Source organism: Leisingera sp. SA215 (genome assembly GCF_055902035.1).
Map to the genome: position 1 here is coordinate 182,153 of NZ_JBVVXU010000002.1, position 25,750 is coordinate 207,902.

Annotated in this window: 24 protein-coding genes; 13 read left to right on the forward strand and 11 right to left on the reverse strand. The window is 63.0% G+C overall.

Annotated elements, in window-relative coordinates:
- Positions 1-74: 74 nt before the first annotated feature.
- Together AC0KW6_RS05360 and AC0KW6_RS05365 are read left to right on the forward strand one after the other, a co-directional pair.
- Complete coding sequence (locus tag AC0KW6_RS05360) at positions 75-734, forward strand: hypothetical protein (protein WP_323777762.1); 660 nt, start codon at positions 75-77, stop codon at positions 732-734.
- 52 nt (positions 735-786) lie between these two features.
- Positions 787-981, forward strand: coding sequence for a hypothetical protein (locus AC0KW6_RS05365; RefSeq protein ID WP_323777760.1), 195 nt, complete (start codon positions 787-789; stop codon positions 979-981).
- On the opposite strand, the gene AC0KW6_RS05370 is transcribed toward AC0KW6_RS05365, so the two are convergent.
- The 3 genes from AC0KW6_RS05370 to AC0KW6_RS05380 all read right to left on the reverse strand — a co-directional run bounded on the left by AC0KW6_RS05370 (position 978) and on the right by AC0KW6_RS05380 (position 5,603).
- The gene (locus tag AC0KW6_RS05370; protein WP_474034324.1) at positions 978-3,263 is read right to left on the reverse strand and encodes a glycosyl hydrolase family 28-related protein; all 2,286 of its coding nucleotides are present in this window, start codon (positions 3,261-3,263) and stop codon (positions 978-980) included. The genes AC0KW6_RS05365 and AC0KW6_RS05370 overlap by 4 nt on opposite strands.
- Before the next feature lie 97 nt (positions 3,264-3,360).
- Positions 3,361-3,762, reverse strand: coding sequence for a DUF4864 domain-containing protein (locus AC0KW6_RS05375; protein ID WP_323777756.1), 402 nt, complete (start codon positions 3,760-3,762; stop codon positions 3,361-3,363).
- 197 nt (positions 3,763-3,959) lie between these two features.
- Entirely contained in the window at positions 3,960-5,603 is a 1,644-nt protein-coding gene (locus tag AC0KW6_RS05380; RefSeq protein WP_474034325.1) for a lysine--tRNA ligase, read from the reverse strand.
- A gap of 249 nt (positions 5,604-5,852) precedes the next feature.
- Here AC0KW6_RS05380 and AC0KW6_RS05385 point away from each other — a divergent pair, with 249 nt between their 5' ends.
- Positions 5,853-6,275 carry a tellurite resistance TerB family protein gene (locus tag AC0KW6_RS05385; RefSeq protein ID WP_323777752.1) on the forward strand — a complete coding sequence of 141 codons (423 nt, stop codon included), beginning with the start codon at positions 5,853-5,855 and terminating at the stop codon, positions 6,273-6,275.
- A 103-nt stretch (positions 6,276-6,378) separates the two neighbouring features.
- On the opposite strand, the gene AC0KW6_RS05390 is transcribed toward AC0KW6_RS05385, so the two are convergent.
- Both AC0KW6_RS05390 and dacB read right to left on the reverse strand, forming a co-directional pair.
- Positions 6,379-7,104: a GNAT family N-acetyltransferase gene (locus AC0KW6_RS05390; RefSeq protein ID WP_474034326.1), complete on the reverse strand. Its 726-nt coding sequence runs from the start codon at positions 7,102-7,104 to the stop codon at positions 6,379-6,381.
- A gap of 132 nt (positions 7,105-7,236) precedes the next feature.
- Complete coding sequence (dacB, locus tag AC0KW6_RS05395; protein ID WP_474034365.1) at positions 7,237-8,724, reverse strand: D-alanyl-D-alanine carboxypeptidase/D-alanyl-D-alanine endopeptidase; 1,488 nt, start codon at positions 8,722-8,724, stop codon at positions 7,237-7,239.
- Positions 8,725-8,835: 111 nt separating this feature from the next.
- On the opposite strand from dacB, the gene AC0KW6_RS05400 reads away from it, so the two are divergent.
- Positions 8,836-9,663, forward strand: coding sequence for a DMT family transporter (locus tag AC0KW6_RS05400; protein WP_323777748.1), 828 nt, complete (start codon positions 8,836-8,838; stop codon positions 9,661-9,663).
- Here the strand turns inward: AC0KW6_RS05400 and AC0KW6_RS05405 are convergent.
- Entirely contained in the window at positions 9,643-10,275 is a 633-nt protein-coding gene (locus AC0KW6_RS05405; RefSeq protein ID WP_323777746.1) for a nicotinate-nucleotide adenylyltransferase, read from the reverse strand. The two genes, AC0KW6_RS05400 and AC0KW6_RS05405, sit on opposite strands and share 21 nt — an antisense overlap.
- 226 nt (positions 10,276-10,501) lie before the next feature.
- On the opposite strand from AC0KW6_RS05405, the gene AC0KW6_RS05410 reads away from it, so the two are divergent.
- Positions 10,502-11,605, forward strand: coding sequence for a CaiB/BaiF CoA transferase family protein (locus AC0KW6_RS05410; protein WP_474034328.1), 1,104 nt, complete (start codon positions 10,502-10,504; stop codon positions 11,603-11,605).
- Between the two features lie 55 nt (positions 11,606-11,660).
- On the opposite strand, the gene AC0KW6_RS05415 is transcribed toward AC0KW6_RS05410, so the two are convergent.
- Positions 11,661-12,449 (reverse strand): helix-turn-helix transcriptional regulator, encoded by a 789-nt coding sequence (locus AC0KW6_RS05415; RefSeq protein ID WP_474034330.1) that lies wholly within the window; start codon positions 12,447-12,449, stop codon positions 11,661-11,663.
- A 142-nt stretch (positions 12,450-12,591) separates the two neighbouring features.
- On the opposite strand from AC0KW6_RS05415, the gene AC0KW6_RS05420 reads away from it, so the two are divergent.
- The 5 genes from AC0KW6_RS05420 to AC0KW6_RS05440 all read left to right on the forward strand — a co-directional run bounded on the left by AC0KW6_RS05420 (position 12,592) and on the right by AC0KW6_RS05440 (position 18,406).
- Positions 12,592-14,577, forward strand: coding sequence for a CocE/NonD family hydrolase (locus AC0KW6_RS05420; protein WP_474034331.1), 1,986 nt, complete (start codon positions 12,592-12,594; stop codon positions 14,575-14,577).
- Positions 14,578-14,779: 202 nt separating this feature from the next.
- On the forward strand, positions 14,780-15,757 hold the full coding sequence (locus AC0KW6_RS05425) for a glycosyltransferase family 2 protein (protein ID WP_474034332.1): 978 nt from the start codon (positions 14,780-14,782) through the stop codon (positions 15,755-15,757).
- Between the two features lies 1 nt (position 15,758).
- Positions 15,759-16,151 (forward strand): GtrA family protein, encoded by a 393-nt coding sequence (locus AC0KW6_RS05430; RefSeq protein WP_323777736.1) that lies wholly within the window; start codon positions 15,759-15,761, stop codon positions 16,149-16,151.
- 18 nt (positions 16,152-16,169) lie between these two features.
- Positions 16,170-16,934, forward strand: a complete 765-nt coding sequence (locus AC0KW6_RS05435) for a methyltransferase domain-containing protein (RefSeq protein WP_474034333.1) — start codon at positions 16,170-16,172, stop codon at positions 16,932-16,934.
- Complete coding sequence (locus tag AC0KW6_RS05440; RefSeq protein WP_474034334.1) at positions 16,931-18,406, forward strand: hypothetical protein; 1,476 nt, start codon at positions 16,931-16,933, stop codon at positions 18,404-18,406. The genes AC0KW6_RS05435 and AC0KW6_RS05440 overlap by 4 nt, the downstream gene beginning before the upstream one ends.
- A gap of 46 nt (positions 18,407-18,452) precedes the next feature.
- Here the strand turns inward: AC0KW6_RS05440 and nadC are convergent, their stop codons facing one another.
- The 3 genes from nadC to nadA are packed head-to-tail and all read right to left on the reverse strand — an operon-like array spanning position 18,453 to position 21,916.
- The gene (gene nadC, locus AC0KW6_RS05445; protein WP_474034335.1) at positions 18,453-19,307 is read right to left on the reverse strand and encodes a carboxylating nicotinate-nucleotide diphosphorylase; all 855 of its coding nucleotides are present in this window, start codon (positions 19,305-19,307) and stop codon (positions 18,453-18,455) included.
- Positions 19,304-20,860, reverse strand: coding sequence for an L-aspartate oxidase (locus AC0KW6_RS05450; RefSeq protein WP_474034336.1), 1,557 nt, complete (start codon positions 20,858-20,860; stop codon positions 19,304-19,306). The genes nadC and AC0KW6_RS05450 overlap by 4 nt, the downstream gene beginning before the upstream one ends.
- A 3-nt stretch (positions 20,861-20,863) precedes the next feature.
- Positions 20,864-21,916, reverse strand: a complete 1,053-nt coding sequence (gene nadA, locus AC0KW6_RS05455) for a quinolinate synthase NadA (protein ID WP_323783562.1) — start codon at positions 21,914-21,916, stop codon at positions 20,864-20,866.
- Positions 21,917-22,205: 289 nt separating this feature from the next.
- On the opposite strand from nadA, the gene AC0KW6_RS05460 reads away from it, so the two are divergent.
- Genes AC0KW6_RS05460 through AC0KW6_RS05470 form a run of 3 tightly spaced genes read left to right on the forward strand, consistent with a single transcriptional unit; the run spans position 22,206 to position 24,420 of the window.
- Entirely contained in the window at positions 22,206-22,910 is a 705-nt protein-coding gene (locus AC0KW6_RS05460) for an ABC transporter permease (RefSeq protein WP_323783564.1), read from the forward strand.
- Entirely contained in the window at positions 22,910-23,620 is a 711-nt protein-coding gene (locus tag AC0KW6_RS05465) for an ATP-binding cassette domain-containing protein (protein ID WP_323783566.1), read from the forward strand. Before AC0KW6_RS05460 ends, AC0KW6_RS05465 begins: the two co-directional genes overlap by 1 nt.
- Complete coding sequence (locus AC0KW6_RS05470) at positions 23,617-24,420, forward strand: ABC transporter substrate-binding protein (protein WP_474034338.1); 804 nt, start codon at positions 23,617-23,619, stop codon at positions 24,418-24,420. Before AC0KW6_RS05465 ends, AC0KW6_RS05470 begins: the two co-directional genes overlap by 4 nt.
- Positions 24,421-24,973: 553 nt before the next feature.
- Here the strand turns inward: AC0KW6_RS05470 and AC0KW6_RS05475 are convergent.
- On the reverse strand, positions 24,974-25,657 hold the full coding sequence (locus AC0KW6_RS05475; protein WP_323775883.1) for a DUF1045 domain-containing protein: 684 nt from the start codon (positions 25,655-25,657) through the stop codon (positions 24,974-24,976).
- Between the last annotated feature and the right edge of the window lie 93 nt (positions 25,658-25,750).

The following is a 25,750-nucleotide window of genomic DNA, read 5'->3' on the forward strand; positions in this document are numbered from 1 at the left end:
CGTGTTCTGTTAAAATTTAATACAACCTTAACTATAAGTCGAAACCCTTGCCGAACTGTTCTGGGGGTTTTGGGATGAAACCTGTCTGTGCCGTCTGTCTTGCCCTGGCGCTGGCCCAACCAGCGGCTGGCGGCGCTTGGCTGGAGCCGCCGGGCAGGGGGTTTGCCTCTGCCAGCGCCACCTACCGGCAAACCGGCGGTGAGGCCGCGCAAGAGCTGAGCTTTTACGGGGCGATTGGCCTGACCTCCGAACTCTCCCTTGGCATTGACCTGAACCGGAATTCGGCTGGCTCCGGCCATGCCTTGATCTTCGCCCGCCTGCCGCTGCACACAGGATCCCGCTACCGGCTGGCGGCAGAGGCCGGGTTCGGCGGCAATCATTACCACGGGGGTTGGCAGATGATGCAAAAGACAACCCTGTCTTACGGGCGCAATTTCGAGACCGGCCAGAATACCGGCTGGCTGGCGGTGGATGCCGCCTATGAGCTGCGAAACCACGGTCTGGAGGCGACCTGGAAACTGGACGCCGCCATCGGCCTGAACCGACCCGGCAAGATGGCGCCGATGCTGCAGGTAGAGACGTCCAAGCCGGTGGGCGGCCGGTTTTCTTATGCGCTGACCCCGGCCCTGCGGGTTCCGCTGGACAGCAGCCGGGAGCTGATCCTGGGACTGGAATACCGCAACACAGGCCGTCGCAGCCTTGGTCTGGAGCTGGGGGTGTGGCAAAGATTTTGAAACCCTTCACTGATACCAGAGATGCAGATGCCCGATCCGGTCCGCGCCGCAGATGACGGCGCCCGCGCCTGGCCCGGAGCCTGATGGCAAGCGCCCGCTTGTTTCGCATCCGCGCCTCAGCCTGATGTGCCGGGCAGATTTCATCTTTGTGCGGTTTGCTGTGACGGGCGCGCATCTGAATGGCGGCTTTGGCAAGGCCTTCCGCCTTGCCGCCGCCGATCTGCATCCGCCCGGCAGCATTGGTTAGCTGTCCATCCGCATGATGACCTGAACCTCACCCTTGACCGCTTCGCCCCAGCGCAGCCGGATTTCGTCGTTGTCCGGCCCTTGCTGGGTCTCGATATACGGCACGATGTAGCGGGTGCTGTTGCCGCTGGTTTTCAGCGCGCCCAGCGGCACCACGCTGTCGGCATAGCGGGCAAATCCTTGGAACGGCAGCAGCCCTTCGGCCCGCACCGACCAGGAGGCTGAGGCCGAAGACTGATCATGCCGGACCCGCAGCGGGTTGGCGGTTTGGGCCGAGACGTTGTGGTACATGTTGCCGCTGAAATCCACATTCTTGGAGCGGCTGAAGTCCAGATCCGAGAAACTGGTATCCACCCGTTCCGCCCGGTCGATACTGCCATTGAGCGAGCGGAATTTATTGCCGGTGACAGAAAGCCCGTTCAGGAAATGGCCGCTGCCAAAAGGTTTGACCACGATGTAGCTGAACCAGGGGGCGACATCGCCGGACAGGAACACATTGCCGGTTACCGACAACGCGCTGAAGGAGAAACCGCCGGTGAAATCCGGCGTCGGGTCCCCCTCGTTGGTCCATTCGATGAAGCAATTGTCGATGTAGTTGTCGGACACGGTCGAGGTGCAATTGTTTGACGCCAGCACCAGCCCCGCGGTGCGCACGCCGCTGGCGATACTGTCGCCCTGAAAGAAGTGATTGCCGGTCACCGTGTTGCTGCCGCCCGCCAGCAGCGCGAAATGGCGGAACCTGGTGGCCCGGTTGCTGCGCAGTTTGGCGTCATTCGCGTTGACGTTCAAACCGATGCTGACCCGGTCTGGCACATCCTCGCCGTCCTCATTCGACAGGAACTGGCAATTGTCCACCAGAATCCCCTGGCAGCCGGTTCCGGTGGAGGTGATGCCGCGGTCCTTGGGCCGGGAGAAGAAACAGCTGTCAAACGCGTTCACCGACCCGGCCGGCGCCAGCCGCACTGCGCTGCAACGGCCATTGCACTGAAACTCGATGCCTTCCATGCCAAATTTGCTGAGCGCACTGAAACCGCTGAAATCCACCAGGTATTTGAAGTTCCTGAAAGTGAAGTTCTGGGTGCCATCGGCATCATAAAGCGCTGCGCTGAGGGTCAGCTCTCCGGCGCCGGTGTTCTTGGACTTCACATAAATTTCGCGGCCCACTCCGGCGCCTTCCACCAAAGAGCCAACAGCAATATTGGCGATATTGGCCACATTGGTCAGCTTTTTGGAGTCCGAAACGCTGTAGGTTGCTTGCGAGGTCACCACCTCTGTGTCCCAGGCCGCATTGCTGGCGGCCTCCAATTGGCCGTTGCGGATGACCCGGCGGGTTGCATAGGAGCTTTTGTTCGGCACCGCCGCCTGCATATCGATCGGTCCGGTGACAGTGATCTTACGGCCCTTCAGGTCGAGGGATTCATGGTCTGCGTTGTTGATCAGCGCCTGAAACGCCTTTTTGAACCCCAGCTCCTCAGAGCCGAACGCCGCCGCATATGCGGGAAAATCAAAGTTCTTTGTCAGCAACAGCATTTGGCTGCCGGGCATGGAAACGGTGCCTTCGAACACGGCCTCATGGTTCAGCGAAACGGTGCTGTCCAAGCGGAATTCCCCGGCGGGCACCAGGATGCGGCGCCCGTCCGCGGCTGCGTCAGCGGCCTCAAAGGCTGCGCTGCAGTCGGTGCTGCCATCGCCCACGGCACCATAGTCGGTCACATCCACGAGGCTGAGCATATCGCGCAGAAAGGCGCTGGTGATGTCGGTGATCTCGATATCATCAATCCGCACCACACCGCCATTGGCGCCGGTCAGGTCCAGCCCGAAATGACCGTAATCCGCGTCGCGTCCCCAGGGCATGTCCACCCCGCCGCGGCTGCCGCTGCCGACGATGCCGGTGACCTCCGCCACTGCGCCGTATGTTGTCAGCGCAACCTGCGGAGCGGTTTCATCGACGCCGCCGATATGGCTGCCGTTGCCCGCTGCCGCCCAGCCGGCGATCCGCACCGAGGGCAGTGCGCCGCTGACCGCCTTCACCCGTGCCTTGATCTGCAAATAGCAGCCCGGTTCCAGCGGTGTCTGCCCCATGAAGCGCAGTTTTTGCGTGTTGGCGGTCTTCTGCAGCTCCAGGCAGCCGCCAAAATCCGCATCCGCCGCCACAAAGACGGCATTGGCCGCGCCGTCATAGGTGTCTGAGCCGGGGGTGCCGTCGCCGCTGGACCAAACGTTCAGACCATTCGAAAATGCCGGCGGCATCAGCTGCAAACCTTCGGTGATTGCCTTGTTCATGAGAGTTCCTTTTCCTGCTGCGCATGTCGCGTTCGGGAAAAAGGATTTACAGATGCCGCGTTAATTTCCGCCCAGCGGTGCGTGCGCAGGTCAGGCGTCAGGCGCCCTCAGCCTGCCCATTTAGAAGTTGTACAGCATTGATTTTCCATTCACTTCCTGGCTTAACCATTTGGTAATCCAGCAGGTGCACGCGGCCCTTTGTGTCGGTGATCATCACCCGCTGCCAAAGGCTGCCCGCCATCTCGCGCAGCTGCAGATAGCGCACATCGGCAGGCCGCCAGACCATCGGGTAGCCCTGCCGCACCATTTCGCCAAACCGTTCTGGCGTGCCAAAGATCCGGCGGATTGCTGGGGAGGCATGCGCAAAGGCGGCGTTGAAATCGTCGTTCAGGAAAGCCGTGATCTGGGAACTGATCACCCCGGTGACCGGTTCCTTTTGCGCGATGGCCGGGACGGCCAGAAGAAAAACACTTACCCCCGCAAACAGAACACTGCGCATCTGCCCCTCCCGGTTCGCCCGACTCCAGTTAGAGCGAAGTGACGCCGCGTCAAAAAAATACCGGGGGAAGAATAGGCTGACGCGGACAGGCCGGGCAACGCCCGCCCGCGGGGGGCCTGTCTTTGGACAGTACAGATACCGGAACAGAAAAGGGCGCGGAAATCCGCGCCCTTTATGCAGAGAAAACAGGGAAGGGCTTAAGCCAGCTCGCCCGCCAGTGCCTTTTCAATCAGTGCGATGGTGTCCTCGACGCCGTAAAGCGCGATGAAGCCGCCGAAACGGGGACCCTGGGAGGCACCCAGCAGCACTTCGTAAATGGCCGAGAACCAGGCGCGCAGAGGCTCGAACCCATGGATCTTGCCGATGGCAAAAACCACGGACTGCAGGAATTCCTCGTCCGTGAAATCGGCCTCGGGCAGGGGGTCGTCATTGCCTGCCAAATCGTTCTTTTTGGCAATCGCGGCCAGCGCGGTTGCCGGTGATTTCAGCGCATCGGCCAAATCGGTAAGTGCCGCGCGCTCCTGATCGGTGGGCAGGCGGAACACCTTGGACGGCTTTACGAAATCGTTGAAATAGGCGACGGCAAAACCTGCCGCCTGATCCATTGCCGGGTTGCTCTCGGGGGTGGCATCGGGGGCGTATTTGTTGATGAAACCCCACATGGTCGCTTTGTCCTCGGCGCTGGAGGCGCTGGCGAGGTTCAGCAGCATCGAGAACGGCACCACCATATCCGACTGCGGCACGTCACCGCCGTGGATGTGCCAGACCGGGTTGTTCAGCTGCGCCTTCAGGTCCTGGGTGTGATAGGCACGCAGCTGCTGGTGGTATTCATCCACCGCCTTGGGGATCACGTCAAAATGCATCCGCTTGGCGGTTTTGGGCTTTTGATACATGAAATAGGCCAGGCTCTCGGTCGAGGCGTAGGTCAGCCATTCGTCGATAGAGATACCATTGCCGGAGGTTTTCGAGATCTTCTGGCCGTTGGCATCCAGGAACAGCTCATAGGTGAAATGCTCCGGCGCGCGGTGACCCAGCACCCGGCAGATGCCGTCATAGATCGGCGTGTTGGTGGAATGGTCCTTGCCGTACATCTCGAAATCGACCTGCAGCGCCGCCCAGCGGGCACCGAAATCCGGTTTCCACTGCAGTTTGACATTGCCGCCGGTGACCGGCAGGGTCCATTCCTTGCCGTCCTCGTCGTCAAAGGTGATGGTGTAGGTCTCGGCGCAGACCTTCTTCATCGGCACATAGAGGACGCGGCCGGTTTCCGGGTGGATCGGCAGGAAGATCGAATAGGTCTGGCGGCGCTCCTCGCGCAGGGACTTCAGCATGATCGCCATCACGTCGTCATACTTGTCGACGGCGCGTTTCAGCACCTCGTCGAACTGGCCGGAGCGGTAAAACTCCTGCGCCGAAATGAACTCATACTCGAACCCGAAGGTATCGAGGAAGCGGCGCAGCATGGCGTTGTTGTGGTGGCCAAAGCTTTCGTGCGTGCCAAAGGGATCCGGCACCGAGGTCAGAGGCTTTTGCAGATGCTCGTGCAGGCCCTCGGGATTGGGCACATTGCCCGGCACCTTGCGCATGCCGTCCAGATCGTCCGAGAAGCAGATCAGTTTGGTCGGGATGTCCGAGATGGTCTCGAATGCCTTCTTGATCATAGTGGTGCGGGCCACTTCGCCGAAGGTGCCGATGTGCGGCAGGCCTGACGGGCCATAGCCGGTCTCAAAAAGAACATAGCCCTTTTCCGGCGCGCCCTTGGCATAACGTTTGAGAACCCGGCGGGCCTCTTCAAACGGCCAGGCTTTGCTCTTCAGAGCTTCTTCGCGCACATCAGACATTGTGTTCTCCATCGGCGGCGTCATTTCCGGTTTTCCAGTGGCCGCAAGATCAGTGCGGATGCCCCATGCATCCAGCCCTTTCCTCTATTGTGCTGACGCAGCATGAGTCAATAATCACTGGCCCTCCGGATCGGTCTTTTGCCGCGGCAAAAGGGATAAAAACACCGCGCAGGCACAGCCTGTTGTTGAACCTCACCGCCGGGGTACCTATCCTGATTGGGTCATATTGCGCAAAGAAGGATTTCGTCCATGAGTGAGCAAACCCCGCACCCGATGTCCCCGCAGGACTGTCTGGTGGCGCTGATGGTGGCGGTTTCGGCCTCGGACGAGAACATCCGCACCGCCGAGCTGGTGAAAATCCAGTCGGCCGTGAACATGCTGCCGGTGTTTGCCGAATACGACATGGACCGCGTGGCGCGGGTGTCGCGGACCGTGTTCGACCTGTTCGAGCAGGAGGACGGGCTGGAAGCGCTGTTCGGTCTGATCCGCGACGACCTGCCGGAGCGGCTGTTCGAGACTGCCTATGCATTGGCCTGCGACGTGGCGGCTGCGGACGGGATCCTGGGCGAGACCGAATTAGAGTTCCTGGCCGAGGTCCGCTATGAGCTGAACATCGACCGGCTGCATGCGGCTGCGATCGAGCGCGGCGCGCGGGCGCGGCACATGGTCTGAGCAATCTAAGGGGGGCGTTGTCGCCGGCCTTGCGGCTTCCCGGCCCTCTGGCCGGTCCAGCAGCCAAGCGCGAGCGGGACCGGTTGCATAGGGTTCGGCGATATCAGCCCTTCCGTCTGGCTGCTGCGATCACGGTGCCGAGGCTTTGCTTTTGCTGCCCGTCCGGACCGAAATTCGCGGGCTCCAGCCAGAATTGATAGGCTGCTTCAAGCGACCGCCACTCGCGATCCAGAAGCGAATACCATGCGGTGTCGCGATTGCGGCCCTTATAGACAATGGCCTGCCGGAACAGCCCTTCATAGGTAAAGCCGAAACGTTCGGCCGCGCGGCAGGAGGGCGCGTTCAGGGCGTCGCATTTCCATTCATAGCGGCGGTAGCCCAGGTCATTGAACACCCGCGCCATCATCAGATACATCGCTTCGGTTGCGGCCCGCGTCCGTTGCAGCGCCGGGGCAAAGGTGATGCCGCCGACCTCGATCACGCCATGGGCAGGCTGAATGCGCAGGAAGCTTGCGATGCCTTCAGCCTTGTCGCTGTCCCGGTTGATGACCGCGAAGTAGGGCTGTGCATCAACACTGCTGGCCGCCTGCACCCAGGCGTCCAGGGCTGCCGGCGTTTCAAAGGGGCCATAGGGCACATAGGTCCAGATCGCACCGGTGCTGTCCTGCCGGTACGCTTCGAACAAATCCATGCTGTGGCGATCGGCATTCAGCGGCTCAACCTGGCAATAGCGCCCGCTCATTCCTGTATGGCCGGGATGCGGCGCACCGGCCCAGCCGGGCAGCGGCGCGCCAATCGGCTGGCCATGCTCATTTGTCAGGTCGGTCATGACAGCATCCTTTCCAAAGCAAAGCCCTGCCGCGGCTTGCCTGACCAGATCTGCCAGCTTTCCGGTTTGCGGGAAACGTCCAGAACCCGGCAAAAAGCCCAGACCAATCCAGTCTTGCCGGCCTGCCGGGTGTCAGCTGCCGTAGACGGCCCCCCAGCGCTCGATCAGCTGCTGCTGCAACCGCTTGGCGCGCCGGTTCCAGTCGCGCGCGCCCTTCGGGCGTTCGCGCTGCGAACGGGGAATGCGGCCGCGCGTTTTCTGGTCGGCGGTGAAAATGGCAAAGGCCAGTTCGGTCCCGTCTGCCGCGGTCATGAAGCCGCCAAGGCCGGAGACAAAATTCAGGGTGCCGGTCTTGGCTGCAACCTTAATCGGGTGCCCCTTGACGATACCGCCTTTGGAATCCAGCAGCGGAAAGCGTTTCAACAGCGGCTTGAGGCGGCCCGTCTTGTGGGCCGCGACCAGCGCACGGGTCAGATCGCCCGGGGTCATCCGCGAATCCCCGCCAAGGCCGGAATGATCCACCAGCCTGGTGCCGGTCAGGCCATATTCGGCAGCGGCCCAGCGGCTCATCCCGCTTGCGGAGGCCTGGAGGGAGGCAGGCCGCCCGCTGCGCGCCGCAGAGGCCGACATGCCGATCATCTCGGCCATCAGATTGTTGGAGTATTTCAGCATCGCCTTGAGCATCACATCCATCGGCGGGCTGAGGTGCCGGGCCAGCAGCTGTGCCTGCGGCAGAGATCCGGCCTGCTGTGCCTTTTCCAGCTTGATCCCGTTGGCCCGCGCCAGGGTGCGGAACACATCGCCGGCATAAGCCGCAGGGTTGCGCACCGGCAGCCAGCGGGATCCGCCCTTGCCCAATGCCTTGCTGGCGACGGTCCAATGATCGACACCTGCCTTTTCGGCATAGGTATAGACCGGCCCCGCACGCGAGGCGATTTTCATCTGCGCATTGACCACTTCGGGGCGGTATTTCGCGGTCCTTGCATCCATTGTGATTGCCCAGCCGCCGCCGGGCGCAGGCTTCCATTCGAAATGCACCCGGTTGAAATTCAGCGCGATGCCGGACACGGCAGGGGAATAGCCGAGGTGATCGGGCTGTTCCGGGTCGATTGTTGCTACCCCTGGCAGGCTGTTGTCCCAAACCAGGAATTTACCCCGCACTTCGCGCACGCCTGCGTTTTTCAGTGCCGTGGCGAGCTGCGCCAGGTGATCGGTGCTGAGCACCGGATCACCGCCGCCCGCGAGGATCAGATCGCCCTTGACCACGCCGCCTGATACGCCGCCGGTCGCCAGGATGCGGGTTTCGAACCGGTGGTCCGGCCCAAGCACATCCAGCGCGTAGAGGGCGGTCAGCGCCTTGGCCACACTGGCAGGCGGCAGCGCCTGGGCGCTGCCCGCGCTTTCCAGCACCTCACCGGTCTTTACGTCGGCGACAGCGCAGACCGCCTGGCCGCTCAGCCTGGCCCGCTCCAGCAGCGCCTTGAGTCCGTCGGCACCGGCCGCCAGGGAGCTGACCTTGCGGGCCACAGGCCGCAGCGAAACGGCCGGCGCATTGGCCAGCGCAGAAGAGCCAGCCAAAGCGGCAAGCCCGGAAAGGAGGAATGTCCGGCGTGAAGTCATCTTGTTCATTTTTAGGGTCAGGACCTGTTCTTCTTCAACCCCGGTTTCCCGGCAATCCGCCGTAAGGTCCGGGCTTTTGCCTCATGGAAAGTCCTGCTACCGCTGGCAGCCATGTTGCAGCCAGTCATCCTCATGTTCGTCGCCATGTCAATGATCCCCGCGGGCGATCTGTGCGGGAAGCTGCTGACGGGCGGCGGGCTGGCCACACCGGCGTTTGTCGCATGGTCGCGGTTTGCCATTGGCACCGCGCTGATCCTGCCGTTTGTGCCGCGCCGGGCTTATGCGCTGCTTGGGGATTGGCGGCTGTGGCTGCGGGCCGGGCTGCTGACGGGGGGAATCTTTTCGATCCAGCTGGCGCTGGCGACGGAACCGCTGGCGAATGTCTTTGCCGCCTTCTTTATCGGCCCGGTGGTGAGCTATGTGCTGTCCGTCCTGTTGCTGCGGGAACAGGCGACGCTGCTGCGCAGCCTGCTGATGGCATTGGGGTTTGCGGGCGTGCTGATGGTGGTGCGGCCCGGGTTCGGCGGGTCCGTCAATCTGCTGTGGGCAGTGCTGGCGGGCTGTTTCTATGGCAGTTTCCTGACCAGCTCGCGCTGGCTGGCGCATGTGGGCTCCCCGCTGGAACTGAGCCTTACGCAGCTTCTGCTTTCAGCCATTCTGATGCTGCCCTTGGGTCTTAGCAGCCTGCCGGAGTTTTCAGCCGCCACCGCCGCGCTGACCGTGGGCAGTGCTGCGTTTTCGATGACCGGCAACCTTTTGCTGCTGGTTGTCTATGGCCGGGTGCAGGCGGTGAAACTGGCGCCGATGGTGTATTTTCAGCTGGCGGCTGCCGTGGGTCTCGGCTGGGCGGTGTTCAGCCAGCTGCCCGATGGCTGGACCTGGGCCGGGCTGGCGGTGGTGCTGTCTGCCGGGTTGGCCTCAGCCGTGCTCCGCCGCTGACCATTCGCCGCGGGCGCGGATTTCGGTCGAGCTTACATCCACCATCGGCACGTTGACAAAGCACCAGGCGGGGGCTGCGGCCCGTGCCAGCAAGTGGCTTTGGCTGCCTTTCAGCAGTGCGTGGCGGTAGATCCGGGCGGCGGGCGAAAACCGGGCCGAGATCCGGTCGTTGGGCCGTGCCAGCACCCCCACCGGCACCGTGTTCAGGATCTGCTGCCAGTCTTTCCAGCGGTGGAAGTGGGTCAGGTTGTCAGCCCCCATCAGCCAGACGAAACGCACGCCCGGGTGGCGGCGGCGCAGGTGGCGCAGAGTCTGGGCGGTGTAGCGGGTGCCAAGATCCGCCTCGATGCCGCTGATGTGGATGCGCGGGTGCTGGATCAGGCCTTGCGACGCTGCAATCCGCCGCTGCAGGGCCGCCGGCTGACGCGCTTTCAGCGGATTGCCCGGAGACACCAGCCAGAACAGGTGGTCAAGTCCGAACCGTTTCAGCGCCGCATGGGAAATCGCCATATGGCCGCGGTGCGGCGGGTCAAAGGACCCTCCCAGCAGCCCGACGCTTTGGCCCGGGCGGATATGCGGCAGCTTGCAAACCATGGCCGCCTTGATGCGCATAGTTTCCCCGGGAGATCAATCGGCTGCGGTGCGGAGAAGGCTGCGGCACATGCCTGACCTGCCTGTCGGGTTTCCCAGCGAATTCCCTTCAGCGCTATTTGCAATAACATCGTTATCCGGTGCCGCTGACGACGGGCTCTGTGTCGTTTGATCAAATATTGCGGGAATGAGCTGCAGCCGCTAAGCATGAACCGGAACACACAGGCGCCAACAGAGAGGACTGCCCATGACCCCGCTAGCCGGCCTTAAGGTGATTGAACTTGCCCGTATCCTGGCAGGGCCCTGGATTGGCCAGTCGCTGGCGGATCTGGGCGCCGAGGTGGTAAAGGTGGAAAGCCCGGACGGCGACGATACCCGCAAGTGGGGGCCTCCGTTTATTGAGCGCGAGGGCGACAAGACTGCTGCCTATTACTATTCCGCCAACCGGGGCAAGGACTGTGTGACTGCCGATTTCCGCACCGAGGAAGGCAAGCAGTTGGTGATCGAGCTGATCCGGGATGCCGACATTCTGATCGAGAACTTCAAGGTCGGCGGGTTGCAGAAATACGGGCTGGATTACGACAGCCTGGCGCAGATCAACCCGCGGCTGATCTATTGCTCGGTCACCGGCTTTGGCCAGGACGGGCCCTATGCCAAGCGGCCGGGTTATGACTTCCTGCTGCAGGGGATGTCAGGGCTGATGTCGATCACCGGCGCGCAGGACGGCCAGCCGCAGAAGGTGGGGGTGGCGATCACAGACATTGTTACCGGGCTTTACGGAACCATCGGCATTCTTGCAGCGGTGGAGCAGCGCCACACTACGGGGCGCGGACAGCATCTGGACATGTCGCTGATGGACTGCGCGACGGCCGTGCTGGCGAACCAGGCGATGAACTATCTGGCGACTGGCGACAGTCCTGTGCGGCTGGGCAATGACCATCCGAATATCGCGCCTTATCAGGTGATGGCGGTGAAGGACGGGCATGTGATCCTGGCGGTGGGCAATGACGGGCAGTTCCAGCGGTTGTGCGATGTGCTGGGGCTGGCGGAGGCCAAGGCGGATGCGCGGTTCCAGACCAACCAGTCGCGGGTCGCCAGCCGCAAGGCGCTGACGGCGGTTCTGGAGGACGTGCTGGCGGCGTGGACGCAATCGGATCTGCTGGCAGCGCTGGAGGCGGCAACAGTGCCCGCCGGGCCGATCAACACCATCGGTCAGGCCTTTGAAGATCCGCAAATCCAGCACCGCGGGATGCAGATCGCGCCAGAAGGCGTGCCGGGGGTGCGGGGGCCGTGGAAATTCTCGGATGCGGAACTTGCGCTGGAAAAATCGGCGCCGAAGCTGCCGAAGTAGCCCCCAGCCCCCAGCCCCCAGCCCGCAGCCCGGTAGCGCGGCGGACCCGGTGCGATCAGTCCTGAAGGCCTGAACTCAGGCTCAACGGCGGTTGTTCTCCCAGCAGGCGCCGTACCTTCGGGTCAATGCGGGGACTGGCCTCGGCGTAGGCGCCGGTTGCGGCGAGCGCCTCGCGGGCCGCCGTTCGTTCGCCGATCCGCACCCAGACGGTGTTTGTGGCAAAGGGTGCCTGGCCGGGGCCTGCGGAAATTCCCAGGGTCAGCCCCTGCAAGTAGGAGACCTGCTGCGGATGGGCGGGCATCAGCACTGTTTCCGACAGGTAGCCGCCGCCGCGGCGGGGCGTTTCATACATGCAGATCCGGTTGTTGCGGAGGGTGGCCATGCCGGCATAGCGGCTGCGCTGGCGAATGCTGCCGTCGCGGGCAATGGCGCGCTCAAACGTGTGAGTGACGGCGCAGCCGTCCTGCGGGCGCAGCCAGATCAGCGTGCGCACGATCCGGCCGGGCCAGGTCGGGGTGCGGAAATAGCCGTGGTAGAAACCCATGAAACGGCGCAGGCGCCGGGCCTGATCGCGGAACAGGCTGCCGAATTGCAAAGCCGGGGCCGAGACCGCGGTGGCTGCGCCCCTTTGCTGCCGAAAGTCCTGATGGGGGGTAAACAACGCCTCCTCCTCCAGCCCGAAATAGCGCGCGATGCAGTGCAGATTGAAGGCTGAAGGCAGGCCGTGGCCGTTGAGATAGCGGTTGAACTGCTGCCGGTTCATGCCGATCTCGCGGCAGACTTGGGCGATGCTGCCAGTGCCGGCGCACAGCCTTCGCAAGTTGCGGGAAAAATCTTCTGACATCGGTGCGGACTTTCACGGATTGGCGGTCTGACTGCGTACAACTGCTTACATCTGCGTACAAGTGCTCACTTTTCATATGATGCCAGTTTGGCAAGAGTGCCGCCAAAGGGCACCGCCCGGAACATAAGACAAGGAAGACCAAATGCCCGGCGCATTCAGAATCATTGAGAACACCTGGATCCCCCTGCCGGACGGGCGCAAGCTGTCGGCGCGGATGTGGATGCCCGGCGGCGAGGGACCGTTTCCGGCAATCCTGGAATATTTGCCCTACCGCAAGCGCGATGGCACCGCGCCGCGTGATGAGACCACCCATTCTGTATTTTCTGCCGAAGGATATGCCTGCATCCGGGTGGACATTGCCGGCACTGGTGACAGCGAGGGGGCGTTCGACGACGAATATTCCGAGCAGGAACTGAGCGATGGCGAGGCGGTGCTGGCCTGGATTGCGGCGCAGAGCTGGTGCGACGGCAAAATCGGCATGATCGGCATCAGCTGGGGCGGCTTCAACGGGCTGCAGCTGGCGTTCCGCCGTCCGGAGGCATTGAAAGCGGTGGTTTCCGTGGCCTCGACCGTGGACCGCTATGCCGATGACATCCACTACATGGGCGGCTGCCTGCTGAGCGACAACGCCAATTGGGGCAGCCAGATGTTTGCTTATCAGTCGCGCCCGGCGGACCCGGAACACCGGCCGGACTGGCGTGAGGACTGGATCAAGCGGATCGAGGAGATGCCCTTTATGGCCGCTGATTGGCTGCGGCAGCAGACACGGGGGGATTTCTGGAAACACGGCTCGATTTGCGAGGACTGGTCAGCAATTCAGGCGCCGGTGCTGGCGATCACCGGCTGGGCGGATGCCTATGTGAACGCGCCGCCTGCACTGGCCGCGAACCTGAGTGCTCCAGCCAAGGCGATGATCGGCCCGTGGGAGCACCGCTATGCCCATATTGCCAAGCTGGACCCGGCGGATTTCCATGGCGAGGTGCTGGCCTGGTTCGGCAAGTGGCTGAAGGGGGCGGAGACTGGCGCCGGGGATCTGCCGGATTACCGCGTCTACATGCAGGAGCATTTCAACCCGACGATGCAGAACAAGCCGCGCCAGGGCCGCTGGGTGGCAGAAACCGCATGGCCCTCGCCCAATGTGCAGGAGCGGGTGATGCATCTAGGGGCGGGTGTGCTGGCGGATGCGGCGGCGAGCGGCACGCTGGCCGTCAGCAGCCCGGCGACGGTGGGTCAGGCCGGGGGATATTTCTGCCCGGGCATGCGGTTTGACAATGAGCTGGCGGGCGATCAGGCAGGCGACGATGCGTTCTCGGCCTGTTTCGATACCGCGCCGCTGGCCGCGCCGCTGGAGTTGCTGGGCCGCCCGCGGGTGAGGGTGGCGTTCAGCGTCGATAAGCCGGTGGCGCAGCTGGTTGCGCGGCTTTGCGACGTGTCGCCGGAAGGTGTCTCGCAGCGGATTACCTTCCGGCCGCTGAACCTGACTTGCCGCGACGGGTTCGAGGCGCCTCGGAAGCTGGTTCCGGGGCAACGCTATGAAGCGGAGATCGAGCTTAATGAATGCGCGCACCATCTGAGGGCGGGCCACGTGCTTCGTTTGGCGCTGTCGACGTCTTACTGGCCGGTTGTCTGGCCCGCGCCCGAGGCGGCGGAGGTGACACTGCATCTGGAAGACAGTGCGCTGGTGCTGCCGGTGCGGCGGGTTTCGCAAGAGATCGACCCGCAGGCCCCCGGCGCGCCGCGCGGCTATCCGGTGCTGCAGGCGGAGCAGCTGCGGGAACCAGGCGGCACCTCCAGCACCTGGACGCGGGAAGATGGTGCGCTGGTGCTGGATACGTTCGACGATTACGGCAAGGCGGTGGATCCCTATCACGGGATGTGTGCCGGCAGCCATGTCGCCATGCATTACGAAGTTCATCCGGATGATCCGGCCACGGCCGCCTTTGCCAGCGACTGGAATTTCGAGTTCGAACGCGGTGGATGGCAGGTTGCGATCGGTACCGAAAACAAGGTGACCTGCGACCGGGAGAATTTCTATCTTTGGCGCCGGGTGACGGCCTTTGAGGGGACCGGAAAGGACGTGGTCCTGACCAAGGAGTGGCAGGAGGTGATTCCACGCGGTGTCTTGTAAACCGGGGTGGGACGCGGGCGGATTTTCGGCAATTCGCCCGCATTTGTCTTGGATTTGACATAGTGCGTTACCGAAAGCACACAGGCCCTTAACTATTTCATTGCAGGTTGGGCCCTCAGCGGGCTGCCGTTGCCTTGACCGTGCCGGATCGGCCAATGTCCTGGTTAACGAGCGGTTAACAAACACTATTGGGGGCGAAAAAGTGCAGCTTTCCGTTGTTGTGCCCTGCTACAATGAAGAAGAGTCGGTCCCCATGCTGGTGGAACGGCTGGTGCAGGCCATCGAACCATGGGTGCAGGACGCCGAGATCATCCTGGCGGATGACGGCTCCAGCGACGAAACCTGGGCGGCGATCAAGGCGGCCCACGCCAAATACCCCGTGGTGCGGGGCATCCGCCTGTCGGCGAACCGCGGCCATCAGGTGGCGCTGACCGCGGGGCTGGAGGCTGCGCGGGGCGCGCGTATCTTCATGCTGGATGCCGACCTGCAGGACCCGCCGGAAATCCTGCCCGATATGATGATGATGATGGACCGCGGCTATGACGTGGTTTACGGGCGCCGGGCCGAACGGCAGGGCGAAACCCTTTTCAAGAAGGCCACCGCCTATCTGTTCTACCGCTTTCTGAACACGCTGTCGGATGTGGATATCCCCAAGGACACCGGCGACTTCCGCTTGGTCAGCCGCCGCGCGCTGCAGGCGGTGCTGGCGATGCCCGAGCGCGCGCGGTTCATCCGCGGCATGTTCGCCTGGGCAGGGTACAAGCAGATCGGACTGGAATACGTGCGCGATGCGCGGGTTGCGGGCGTCACCAAATACCCGTTCCGCGCCATGCTGCGCTTTGCCACTGATGCGCTGACCGGGTTTTCCACCAAGCCGCTGAAAATGGCCACGCGGCTGGCCTTCCTGAGCCTTTATGTGACCTTCCTGATGGCGGTCTATGTATTCCTGTCGCTGATCCTCTACAACACCGCGCCCGGCTGGGCGTCGATGCTGCTGGCGATTTCCTTCTTCTCGGGCATCCAGCTGCTGACGCTGGGGATCATGGGGGAATACATCGGCAGGCTTTATATGGAGAGCAAGCAGCGGCCGATGTACTTCCTGTCGGAGGAGACCGGTGCTGCTGCGGCGGCTGATCCGGTGAACATCGAAACTGCCCCCCGGCACAAGGAAGCGTCGTAAGTTGGCTGTTTTCGGGAGCGATGGCGGTCAGGTTCTGCGGTTCTCGGTTGTGGGCGCGGCGGTCGCCGGGCTTTATGTGCTGGGTTATACCGGGCTGCTGGCAGCGGGGCTGGCGCAAGCCTGCGCCAATGCGCTCGCTTTTGCGGCTGCTGTGGCGGTTCAATACGTGCTGCAAACGGCATGGACCTTCCGCCGCCCGTTGGGCCTGCCGGAACAGATGGCGCGCTTTGCCTGCACCATTGCTGCGGGATTCGCCGTCTCGATGGTGATCACCGGCGTGATCGGCCCGGCGCTGGGCTGGGGGGATTGGCTGTCCGCCGCTGCCGTCACGGTGATCCTGCCGGTTCAGAATTTCATCATCTTCCGCCTCTGGGTGTACGCCGCGGCTGGCTGACTATCGATCGGAGCAATCATGTCTCATGTCTATTCCAACGAGTTTTATGACTATATCGACCAAGGTGCGCGGACTTCGGCGCAGGCAATGATTTCAGTGGTGCAGCCGCATCTGCAAGCGGGCAGCGTGCTGGACCTGGGCAGCGGCCGCGGCGTTTGGCTAAGTGAATGGATCAAGGCCGGGGTTCAGGACGTGGCGGGGGTTGATGGTGACTATGTTGATCGCGACCGGTTGGCGATCCCGAGCGAGCAGTTTCATGCTGCAGATCTGACCCGCCCCTTTGATCTGGGCCGAAAGTTCGATCTGGCGCAAAGCCTTGAAGTCGGGGAGCACCTGCCCGAGGCGGCCTCGGAGAAATTGGTGGACAGCCTGACTCGTCATGCCGACCGGGTGCTGTTCTCGGCTGCCGTTCCGGGGCAAGGGGGTGAATACCATGTCAACGAAAAGCCGCTGTCCTTCTGGCAAGAGTTGTTTGCGGCGCGCGGCTTTGCTGCCTTTGATTTTGCCCGGCCCCATCTGAAGGACATGGACGGTATTGAACCCTGGTACCGCTACAACACCGTGCTTTATGCCAATGAAGCCGGGCGCCATGGCCTGCCGGAGGCAGTGCTGGACGCCGAAATTCCGGCAGGTCAGAAAGTGCCGCTGGCGGGAAGCCTTGGCTGGCGGATGCGGCGCGGGATTGTTTCGCTGATGCCGCAGCCGATGGTGACCAGGATCGCGCAGGGCCGGGCAGCTATTTTGGCCCGCCGCGCCCGGCGCTTGCAAAAGGTTTCGGGATGACCTTTGCCTCTGCCATCAGCACCGTATCACAGTGGCGCAGCCTGCCGCAGCTTGCGATCACGGTGGCAGCAATCTTCGCCATTCTGCTGCTGAGCGCGTTGTTTCAGCTGCCGGACCCGATGATCCGGCATGACGATTACCCGGCGCTGCTGGCAGATCCTGAGCTGTTTTATTCCAAAACCCTGACCGAAGGGCGCTGGGTGAATTACCTGTGGCACCTGCGCGGCGTGGTGACGCCGGCCTGGCTGAACTTCCTGGTCTATCAGTTGCTGTGGGCCATCTACCTGGGAAGCCTGGTTCACAATGCCTTTGACCGCGAGGCAGAGGTCTGGCAGCAGGTGATGGTGGCATTGATTGCCGGTCTCAGCCTGCCTTGGGTGCTGATTTCAATGTGGTTCAACACATTGATCCCGGGGCTGGCCATTCTGGCACTCTACGGCTGGCTTGCTACCCGGTTGAGCGAGCGGGCGTGCCGCTGGCTGATGCTGGTCTTTGTGCCGGCGGCGCTGATGTCTTATACGACATATCCATTTCTGATCCTTGCGATGAGCCTGACCCGCGCTGATACCGCACGTTCCGCCAAGGATCTGGCGGGCTTGCTGGTGCTGTTCATTGCCAGCTTTGCCCTGGGGATGCTGGCGATATATTCGCTGAACTATGCCGAGCACGGGGTGTTCGGCGTGCCGATGGCAGACTGGCGCAACCCCAGCCCGGCAACGGATCTGGCCTCGGTGTTGAGCAATTCCAAACTGGCGGCGGATTTCCTGGGGAAGCTGGTGCTGAAGGGCGGCGGTTACAGCATCACCTGGCTGGCGCTTCTGCAGGCGGCGCTGCTTGGCTGTGCCGTATGGGCCGTGCTGCGCCGGGACAGATGGCGGGCGCTGTACATGCTGTCCGGGGCCGGGCTGGGGCTGTTGCTGCTTTGCCTGCAGGTCCTGCGCAGCGGTATTGACATGCCGGTGCGGTCCGGCGGATTTCTGTGGGCGTTCGGCGCAGTCTTTGTCGGGTTGTTCGCCCTTCAGCTGCGTGATGGCGGGCGGGCCCGGCTGAGCCGCAATCTGCTGTTCTCCGTCACGGCCCTGTATGTGATCTTTGCCGGGCTGACGCACTATTTCTCTACTGAATGGAACCGCTTGAGCCGGCATATGGCGGCAGAGCTGGCTGGCCGGGAGGGGCCGGTTTATGTCACTGGCACTTATCTCTCGCTGGAAGCGGCCAGCAAGTCGGACCTGCAAGCGGAACGGTCCGTCGAATTCCGGCTGAATTATCTGACAGGGCGGGACATCGTGATCTGCGAAAGGCGGCCTGAAGCCTGTGCTGGACTGCCGGAGGAGTTGCGCGGCGGGCTGCTGGAGGGCCGGGGTTATGAGGTGCGCCATATTGAAGGCGGATCGGTTCTGATGCTGTCGCCCGAGGCGCTGCGGGAGGGCAAGCTGGAGGCCGCCCGGAAAAACCGCCAGGCTGACGGCTAACGCCGGGCATTGGCCCGGCGGTATGATACGGCGGTTCGGAGCTGTCTTAGAAGTCGAGGCCCAGATCCAGGGTGCGCGCCGAATGTGTCAGGGCACCGGAGGAGATGTAATCGACCCCCGTGGCGGCCACTTCGGCAATGCGGTCCAGACGCATGTTGCCGGAGGCCTCGGTCACCACATGGCCCTTGGCGAGCTCCACGGCCTTGACCAAGGTGGGAGTGTCCATGTTGTCCAAAAGCACCACGTTGGCGCCGCCAGTGGCGATGACTTCGGTCAACTGGTCCAGGGTGTCGACCTCGATTTCCACCTTCATCATGTGGCTGACGCTGGATTTGGCGGCCTCTAGAACGGCGCGTATCCCGCCTGCCGCGGCGATGTGGTTGTCCTTGATCAGGATCGCATCCGACAGACCGAAACGGTGGTTATAGCCGCCGCCATGCAGTACCGCCTGCTTCTCGGCAATGCGCAGGCCCGGCGTGGTCTTGCGGGTGCAGGTGATGCGTGTGGCGGTGCCCTTGGTCTCCGTAGCAAAGGCCGCTGTCAGCGTGGCAATGCCGGTCAGCCGGCCTGCAAAGTTCAGCGCCACGCGTTCACCCGAGAGGATCGAGGCGGCGGAGCCTTCGATGGTCATCAGCGTGTCGCCCTTCCGGCATGGGCTGCCGTCCGGCAGGAGCGTTTCCACCTTCAGCCCGGCATCCACCAGGTGAAAGGCGATGCGGGCGATCTGCATCCCGGAGACCACGCCGTCCTCGCGGGCGTTCAGCCGGGCGGAGTAGGTGGCGGAGGCCGGGATCACTGCGCGGGTGGTGATGTCACCGTTCTGGCCCAGGTCCTCCATCAGCGCTGCACGCACCATCGGTTCCAGTATCAGGTCGGGCAGGGTGGCGAATTGAGTGCTCATGTCAGCTCCTTCACGGCCTTGGCACGGATCGCCATGGCCTCGTCCAGGGTGATGCGGGTGCGATGGGCCTGCGCGGGGTCGGCCGTGGGGAAATCGTCCCGGAAATGACCGCCGCGGCTTTCCTCGCGCTGAAGCGCAGCAGCAGTGATCAGCGTGGCCGTGGCGCACATATTGGTAAAGTTCTCGTCCGCGGCCTGCTCGTCTTCGAGCTGCGCAATGGCTGCCAGTGCTTGTTTCAGGCCGTGGGCGGTGCGGCGTACCCCGGCATGGGCGGTCATGGCCTGCCGCAGGTTTTTGACTGCTGCAGCGTCCAGATCCTGACCGCCCGGCGGGAAGCTGGGATGGATCGCATCCACATTTGCAGGAGGATCCAGCGACGCGATGTCATGCGCTGCATTGCGGGCATAAACGAGCGCTTCCAGCAGGCCGTTGGAGGCCAGCCGGTTGGCGCCATGCAGGCCGGTGGAGGAGGCCTCGCCGCAGACCCAGAGGTTCTGGAGGCTGCTGCGGCCCTGCAAATCGGCCTCGACCCCGCCCATGTGGTAATGCGCGGCAACAGCGACCGGGATGGGGTCTTGCACCGGGTCGATGCCAGCACGGGCGCAGGTTTCCGCAACTGTGGGGTAGCGGGTCAGAACCTCGGCGCCAAGCGCATCGCGGGTGTCAAGCATCGGGCGGCGGCCGCTTTGCGTTTCGGAAAAGATTGCGCGGGCAACAATGTCGCGGGGCGCAAGCTCGGCGTCCGGGTGCTCTGCCAGCATGAAGCGTTCCCCATGCGCGTTGATCAGCACCGCGCCTTCGCCGCGCAGCGCCTCGGTTGCCAGCGGGGCGGGATCCTCGCCAATGTCAATGGCCGTGGGATGGAACTGCACAAATTCCGGGTCGGCGATGCGGGCGCCTGCGCGGGCGGCAAAGCCGATCACCTGCCCGCGAATGCGCGGCGGGTTGGTGGTATGGGCATAAAGCCCGCCGGAGCCGCCGCCGGCCAGCAGCACGCCGGGGCATTTGATCAGCACCGGGGCAGACGCCGCATCGGCGCGGGTGATCCAGATTCCCGTGACAGTGCTGCCTTCGGATTCAAGCCGCACTGCCTGAGTGTTTTCCAGCACCTGTACGGAGGGAGCTGCGCGCACGGCAGAAATCAGTGTCTGCATGATTTTTTCGCCAGCCTGATCGCCCTTTACGCGCACCACGCGGGCGGCGGAATGGGCGGCTTCGCGGCTCATCACATAGTTGCCGTCCGGATCGCGGTCAAACGGCGTGCCGAGGTCGGTCAGGTCCAGGATGTGCGCGCGCGCGACCCGGGTGACCATCGCGGCAACCTCTGCGTCGACCGTGCCGGCACCCGCCTGCAGAGTATCGGCTGCGTGGGCCTCGGGCGTGTCGTGATTGGCCATGGCCGCCGCAACGCCGCCCTGCGCCCAGGCCGAGCTGGCGCCTTCCCCCAGGGTTTCCGGCGAGATCACCAGAACCGGCCGCGGTGCCAGCTCAAGCGCGGCGTAGAGCGCGCCAAGGCCTGCGCCGGCAATGACAATGCGGCCGGTTTCGATCACAGATCAGACGCCCAGCTTCTGGCTGAGATCGATCATCCGTTGAACAGCCACCCTGGCCTTTTCGGCCACTTCCAAGTCCACCACGACCGGTTCGGTCATTGTGTGCAGCGACCACAGGATCTTCTCCAGCGTGATCTTCTTCATGTAGGGGCACATGTTGCAGGGGCCGACAAACTCGACCTCGGGCAGCTGGTCTGCGATGTTCGAAGCCATCGAACATTCGGTGATCAGCATCGCCTTTTCCGGCTTCTCGTCGGTCACATATTTCAGAATGCCGCTGGTGGAGCCTGAGAAATCGGCCTCGTTCACCACATCGGGCGGGCATTCCGGGTGCGCAATCAGCCGGGTGCCGGGGTTCCATTCGCGGAAATCGCGAAGATCCTGCGCGGTGTACCGCTCGTGTACGATGCAGGAGCCTTCCCACCAGACCACGTTTTTTTGCGGTACCTGTTTGGCGACGTTCTGGGCCAAATACTGATCCGGTGTCATGATGACCGTGTGGCTGTCTTGCGCTGCGACGATCTGAGCCGCGTTAGACGAGGTGCAGCAGATGTCTGACGCTGCCTTCACCTCGGCCGTGGTGTTCACATAAGAGACCACTGGCGCACCTGGATATTTGGCGCGCATCTGCTCGATGCCCTCGGCGGTGATTGATTCCGCCAGCGAGCAGCCGGCTTCCATGTCGGGAATCAGCACGGTTTTATCCGGGCTGAGGATCTTGGAGGTCTCTGCCATGAAGTGCACACCGCACTGGACGATCACATCGGCCTCGACATTTGCGGCTTCGATCGCCAGCTGCAGGCTGTCGCCAACCACATCCGAGACACCGTGATAGATCTCGGGGGTCATGTAATTATGTGCCAGGATCACCGCGTTGCGTTGCTTTTTCAGCTCCAGAATGGCCGCGACATAGGGCGCATGGGTGGCCCATTCGATGGGATTCACCACGCGGTCCATGCGCGCGTAGACATCCGTCATCTGTTCGGCAAGGGCAGGATCGGGTGCCAGATCATACTGGCTGGCGAGTTGATCCCGCATGGATTGCAGGTCGAACATGGCAAGTCCTCAAAGTTGCGTCCAGGGGGACACTTTGGACGGGGGTTGTTTCATGTTCATTTCGCGCACGCAAGCATGCGTGAGCGGAATTGCTGCTAAAAGCGGTGATTTGGCGCTAACAGACGGCATCCTTGGGAGGCCGTTCTTTTCCAGATGGGTATCGGGGGTAGAATTTTCCAGCCGGATTGCCGTTTTTGGCTGTCCCGGAGTCTTCTCCTGTGATTTGGAGCCGCGCAAAGCCATGTTAGACCAGCGCCGTATGTGGCCCCTGGGAGAGTGACCGGACGCAATGAATGATCTGTGGGCAGGACTGAGCCAGGCCATTTGGCTGCTGGTGACGCTGGATGCGGACCTGGTGGAGATCACTCTGCGGTCTTTGCGCGTGACGCTGACGGCGCTGATCATCGCCTGTGCCATCGCGTTGCCGCTGGCGGCTTTTCTCGCGGTCAAACGGTTCCGGCTGCGCCGGGCCACGATTGCTGTGCTGAACGCGCTGATGGGGCTGCCGCCGGTGGTGGTGGGGCTGGTGGTCTATGTGTTCCTGTCGCGGGCCGGGCCGTTCGGGGTGTTCGGATTGCTGTTCACACCCACAGCGATGATCATCGCGCAGGTGATCATCGTTGTGCCCTTGGTGGCCTCGGTCGCGCATCAGTCGCTGCGCGAGCTGTGGAGTGACTACCACGATCTGCTGATCTCGATGAACGCGACCCAGTTGCAGCGCATTCAGGCGCTGTTGTGGGACGGGCGGCGGGCGCTGCTGACCGCGGCGCTGGCAGGATTTGGCCGGGCGATTGGCGAGGTCGGCGCGATCATGGTGGTGGGCGGCAATATCGACCACGCCACGCGGGTGCTGACCACGGCAATTGCGCTGGAAACCGGCAAGGGCGAGTTCGCCATGGCGCTGGGGCTGGGCTTTGTGCTGATCGCGCTGGCAATTGCGGTCAACCTGGGGATCCACTGGCTGGGCCGGACCGAGAGCGAGGGGCGGTGGTGATGCAGATGTTCCCGCTGGTGGCCCAAGGCGCGCAGGTGCGCCGCCGAAGCAAGGTTCTGGTCGGCCCGGTCGATCTGACCCTGGGCGGGCAGGGCACATCAATTGTCATTGGCCCCAACGGGGCGGGCAAGACCACGCTTTTGAAGATGCTGCATGGGATTATCCGGATGAACGGCGGCAGCTTGGACTGGGCCTGCCCGCTGGAGGAGGCGCAAAGGCGCCAGGCCTTTGTGTTCCAGACCCCGGTGATGATGCGGCGCACGGTGATCGAAAACATCGCCTATCCACTGAGGCTGACCGGGGTGGACCGCAAGGAAGCGCGTGCCCGCGCGGCGGATTGGGCCGCACGCGTGGGGCTGGGAGAGATCCTGCAGCGCCAGGCCACCATGCTGTCGGGCGGCGAGCGGCAGAAACTGGCCCTTGCCCGCGCCTTGGTGCGCGAGCCGGAAGTGTTGTTCCTGGACGAGCCTTGTGCAGCCTTGGACGGGCGCGCGATGCGGGAGATCGAGGAAATCCTTGCCCATGCCTCAGGCAGCGGCACGCGGCTGATCATGTCCACCCACAACATGGGCCAGGCGCGGCGGCTGGCGGATGAGGTGATCTTTGTCCTGCATGGCCGCATTCACGAATTCAGCCCGGCAGGGGATTTCTTTGCCGGGCCCCACACCGCGCAAGCGCGCGCATTTCTGAACGGAGATATTGTCGAATGAAACGTCTGATTATTGGTGCCGTTGCATCCATGGCTTTGACTACAGCCGCGCTGGCGGAAGAGATGAAGATGGCGGTGACCACCTCCTTCCACAACTCGGGCCTGGCGGAAATCCTGCTGCCGGAAATCAAAAAAGACCTCGGACTGGATGTGCAGCTGCTGGTGGTTGGCACCGGCCAGGCGATCCGGCTCGGCGAAGCGGGGGATGTGGATGCGATTCTGGTGCATTCCCAAAAGGCTGAAGAGAAGTTTCTGGCGGGCGGTTACGGCACCCACCGCCGCGAGATCATGTATAATGATTTTGTCTTCATTGGGCCTAAGGCGGATGCGGCTGGCGTGTCCGGCGCCGCGGATGCAGCAAGCGCGTTGCAGAAGATTGCCGGAGCAGAGGCTGCCTTTGTCAGCCGTGGAGATGACAGCGGAACTCATAAGAAAGAGCTGAGCCTGTGGGCTGCGGCCGGCGTCGATCCGGAGGGGTTCGGCGACTGGTACCGCGCAGTTGGTGCGGGGATGGGGGCTGCGCTTAATACGGCGTCGGGCATGGACGGTTATATCATGTCCGACCGGGCGAGCTGGCTCAACTTTGGCAACAAGGGCGGCTTGGCGCTGCTGTTTGCAGGCGATCCGGTGCTGTTCAACCAATACGCCTATATCCCGGTGAACCCGGAAAAGCATGGCCACGTGAAGAACCGCCTGGCAATGCAGCTGGAGGATTGGCTGGTTTCGGACAAGGCTCAAGATCTGATCAATGACTATCAGATCAATGGCGAGACATTGTTTGTGTTCAACGCCAAGCAGTAAAACCGTTTGGTTTGCACGCTGAGCCCCTGCTGTCCGCAGGGGCACTTTTTTTGGGCGGTGCTCCCGCCCTTTCGAGGCATTGAAAATACCCTGCAAAGGATGAGCGTAGCAGCTGTGCTGCCCACGGCTGGGGGGCGGAAATTCAGCAGGCTGCAGTTGAAGCTCCAGCAGTTGCGCGCCGCGTGTCAGCGTGGCGCCAGGTCCAACTGAGCGGCGCATTCTTACAATGTGCCGGAATGCGCTGCTGATTGGCTGGGCCGGGCGGCGATTTTAGGCAACCGTATTGATGACCGGCCTGCGGCTGGTGTCTATGGTGGCGACGAGAGGCGGCGTGGAAGTCTCGGTTCAGGTTCGGATGTTGGAACTCTTGCAGGGCCCCGCAGCGTGAAGGCTGAAGGCTGATGGCGCCAGCGCCGGGCCGCGTTAGTATCGGGCGTGGCGCCGCAAGACACGGCGGCCCAGCAGCTTGCGCGGCTGAACATCCCGGAACGGCTGTGGAGATTGACAACAGCGGTGCGATCGGCTTGGCGGTGCAGGCCGCGCTGACTGCCGTTCAGCCGGAAAGGGCGTAGCGTTGGATCAGGTGGAAGCGGCCGTCAGGTGCCTCGCCCATCAGCGCCAGATCCCCGATTGCAAAGGGCGCTGGCAGCAGCGGGAGGAGAAACGTGTTGAGCGCCTCTTCCACCGCAGGCAGCTGCGGCTTGGGCAGTTTGCCGGTCAATGTGATGTGAAAGCGGAACTGGTCCAGGACATAGGGGAAACCCCAACGGCTGAGGTTTGCGTCCTGCTCCGGGTTCAGCCCTGCGCCGCGGCGGCGCGCGACCTCAGTTTCGGATGCCGGCGCGCGGAACCGGTCAAGCTCTGTCACGCAGGCGGCGGCCAGCGCCTTCAGCGCGGTCTCGTCCCCGGCTGGGCGCAGGGCCAGGAAACGGCCGAGCCGCACCAGCTGCAGACCGTCCAGCGTGACCGGTGCTTGCGAGGCGGCCAGCGCCGCACAGGCATCTTCAAGCGCCGATTGGGTCTGCCCCTCGGCAAGGCGCATCGGCGGCTTCAGGGTGGCGTGCAACCCGTATTTGCGCGGCACGCCGGTAATGGCTGCCACATCCAGCCCGTGAACCTGCGGGTGGGGCAGGTCCAGACCCGCTTCCATGTCCCAGCCCAGCCAGCTGGCTGCAAACCGGCTCCACGCTGCACCGGCAGGCGGGGCGTAATAGATCGCGTATCGCGTGAATGTCACGTTGGCCTCCTGAACGCGGCCGTCCATAGCTTGAGAGATGTGAAGGTCAGATGACAGATGAATTGATCCTTGCCAATGCCAAGCTGGTGCTGG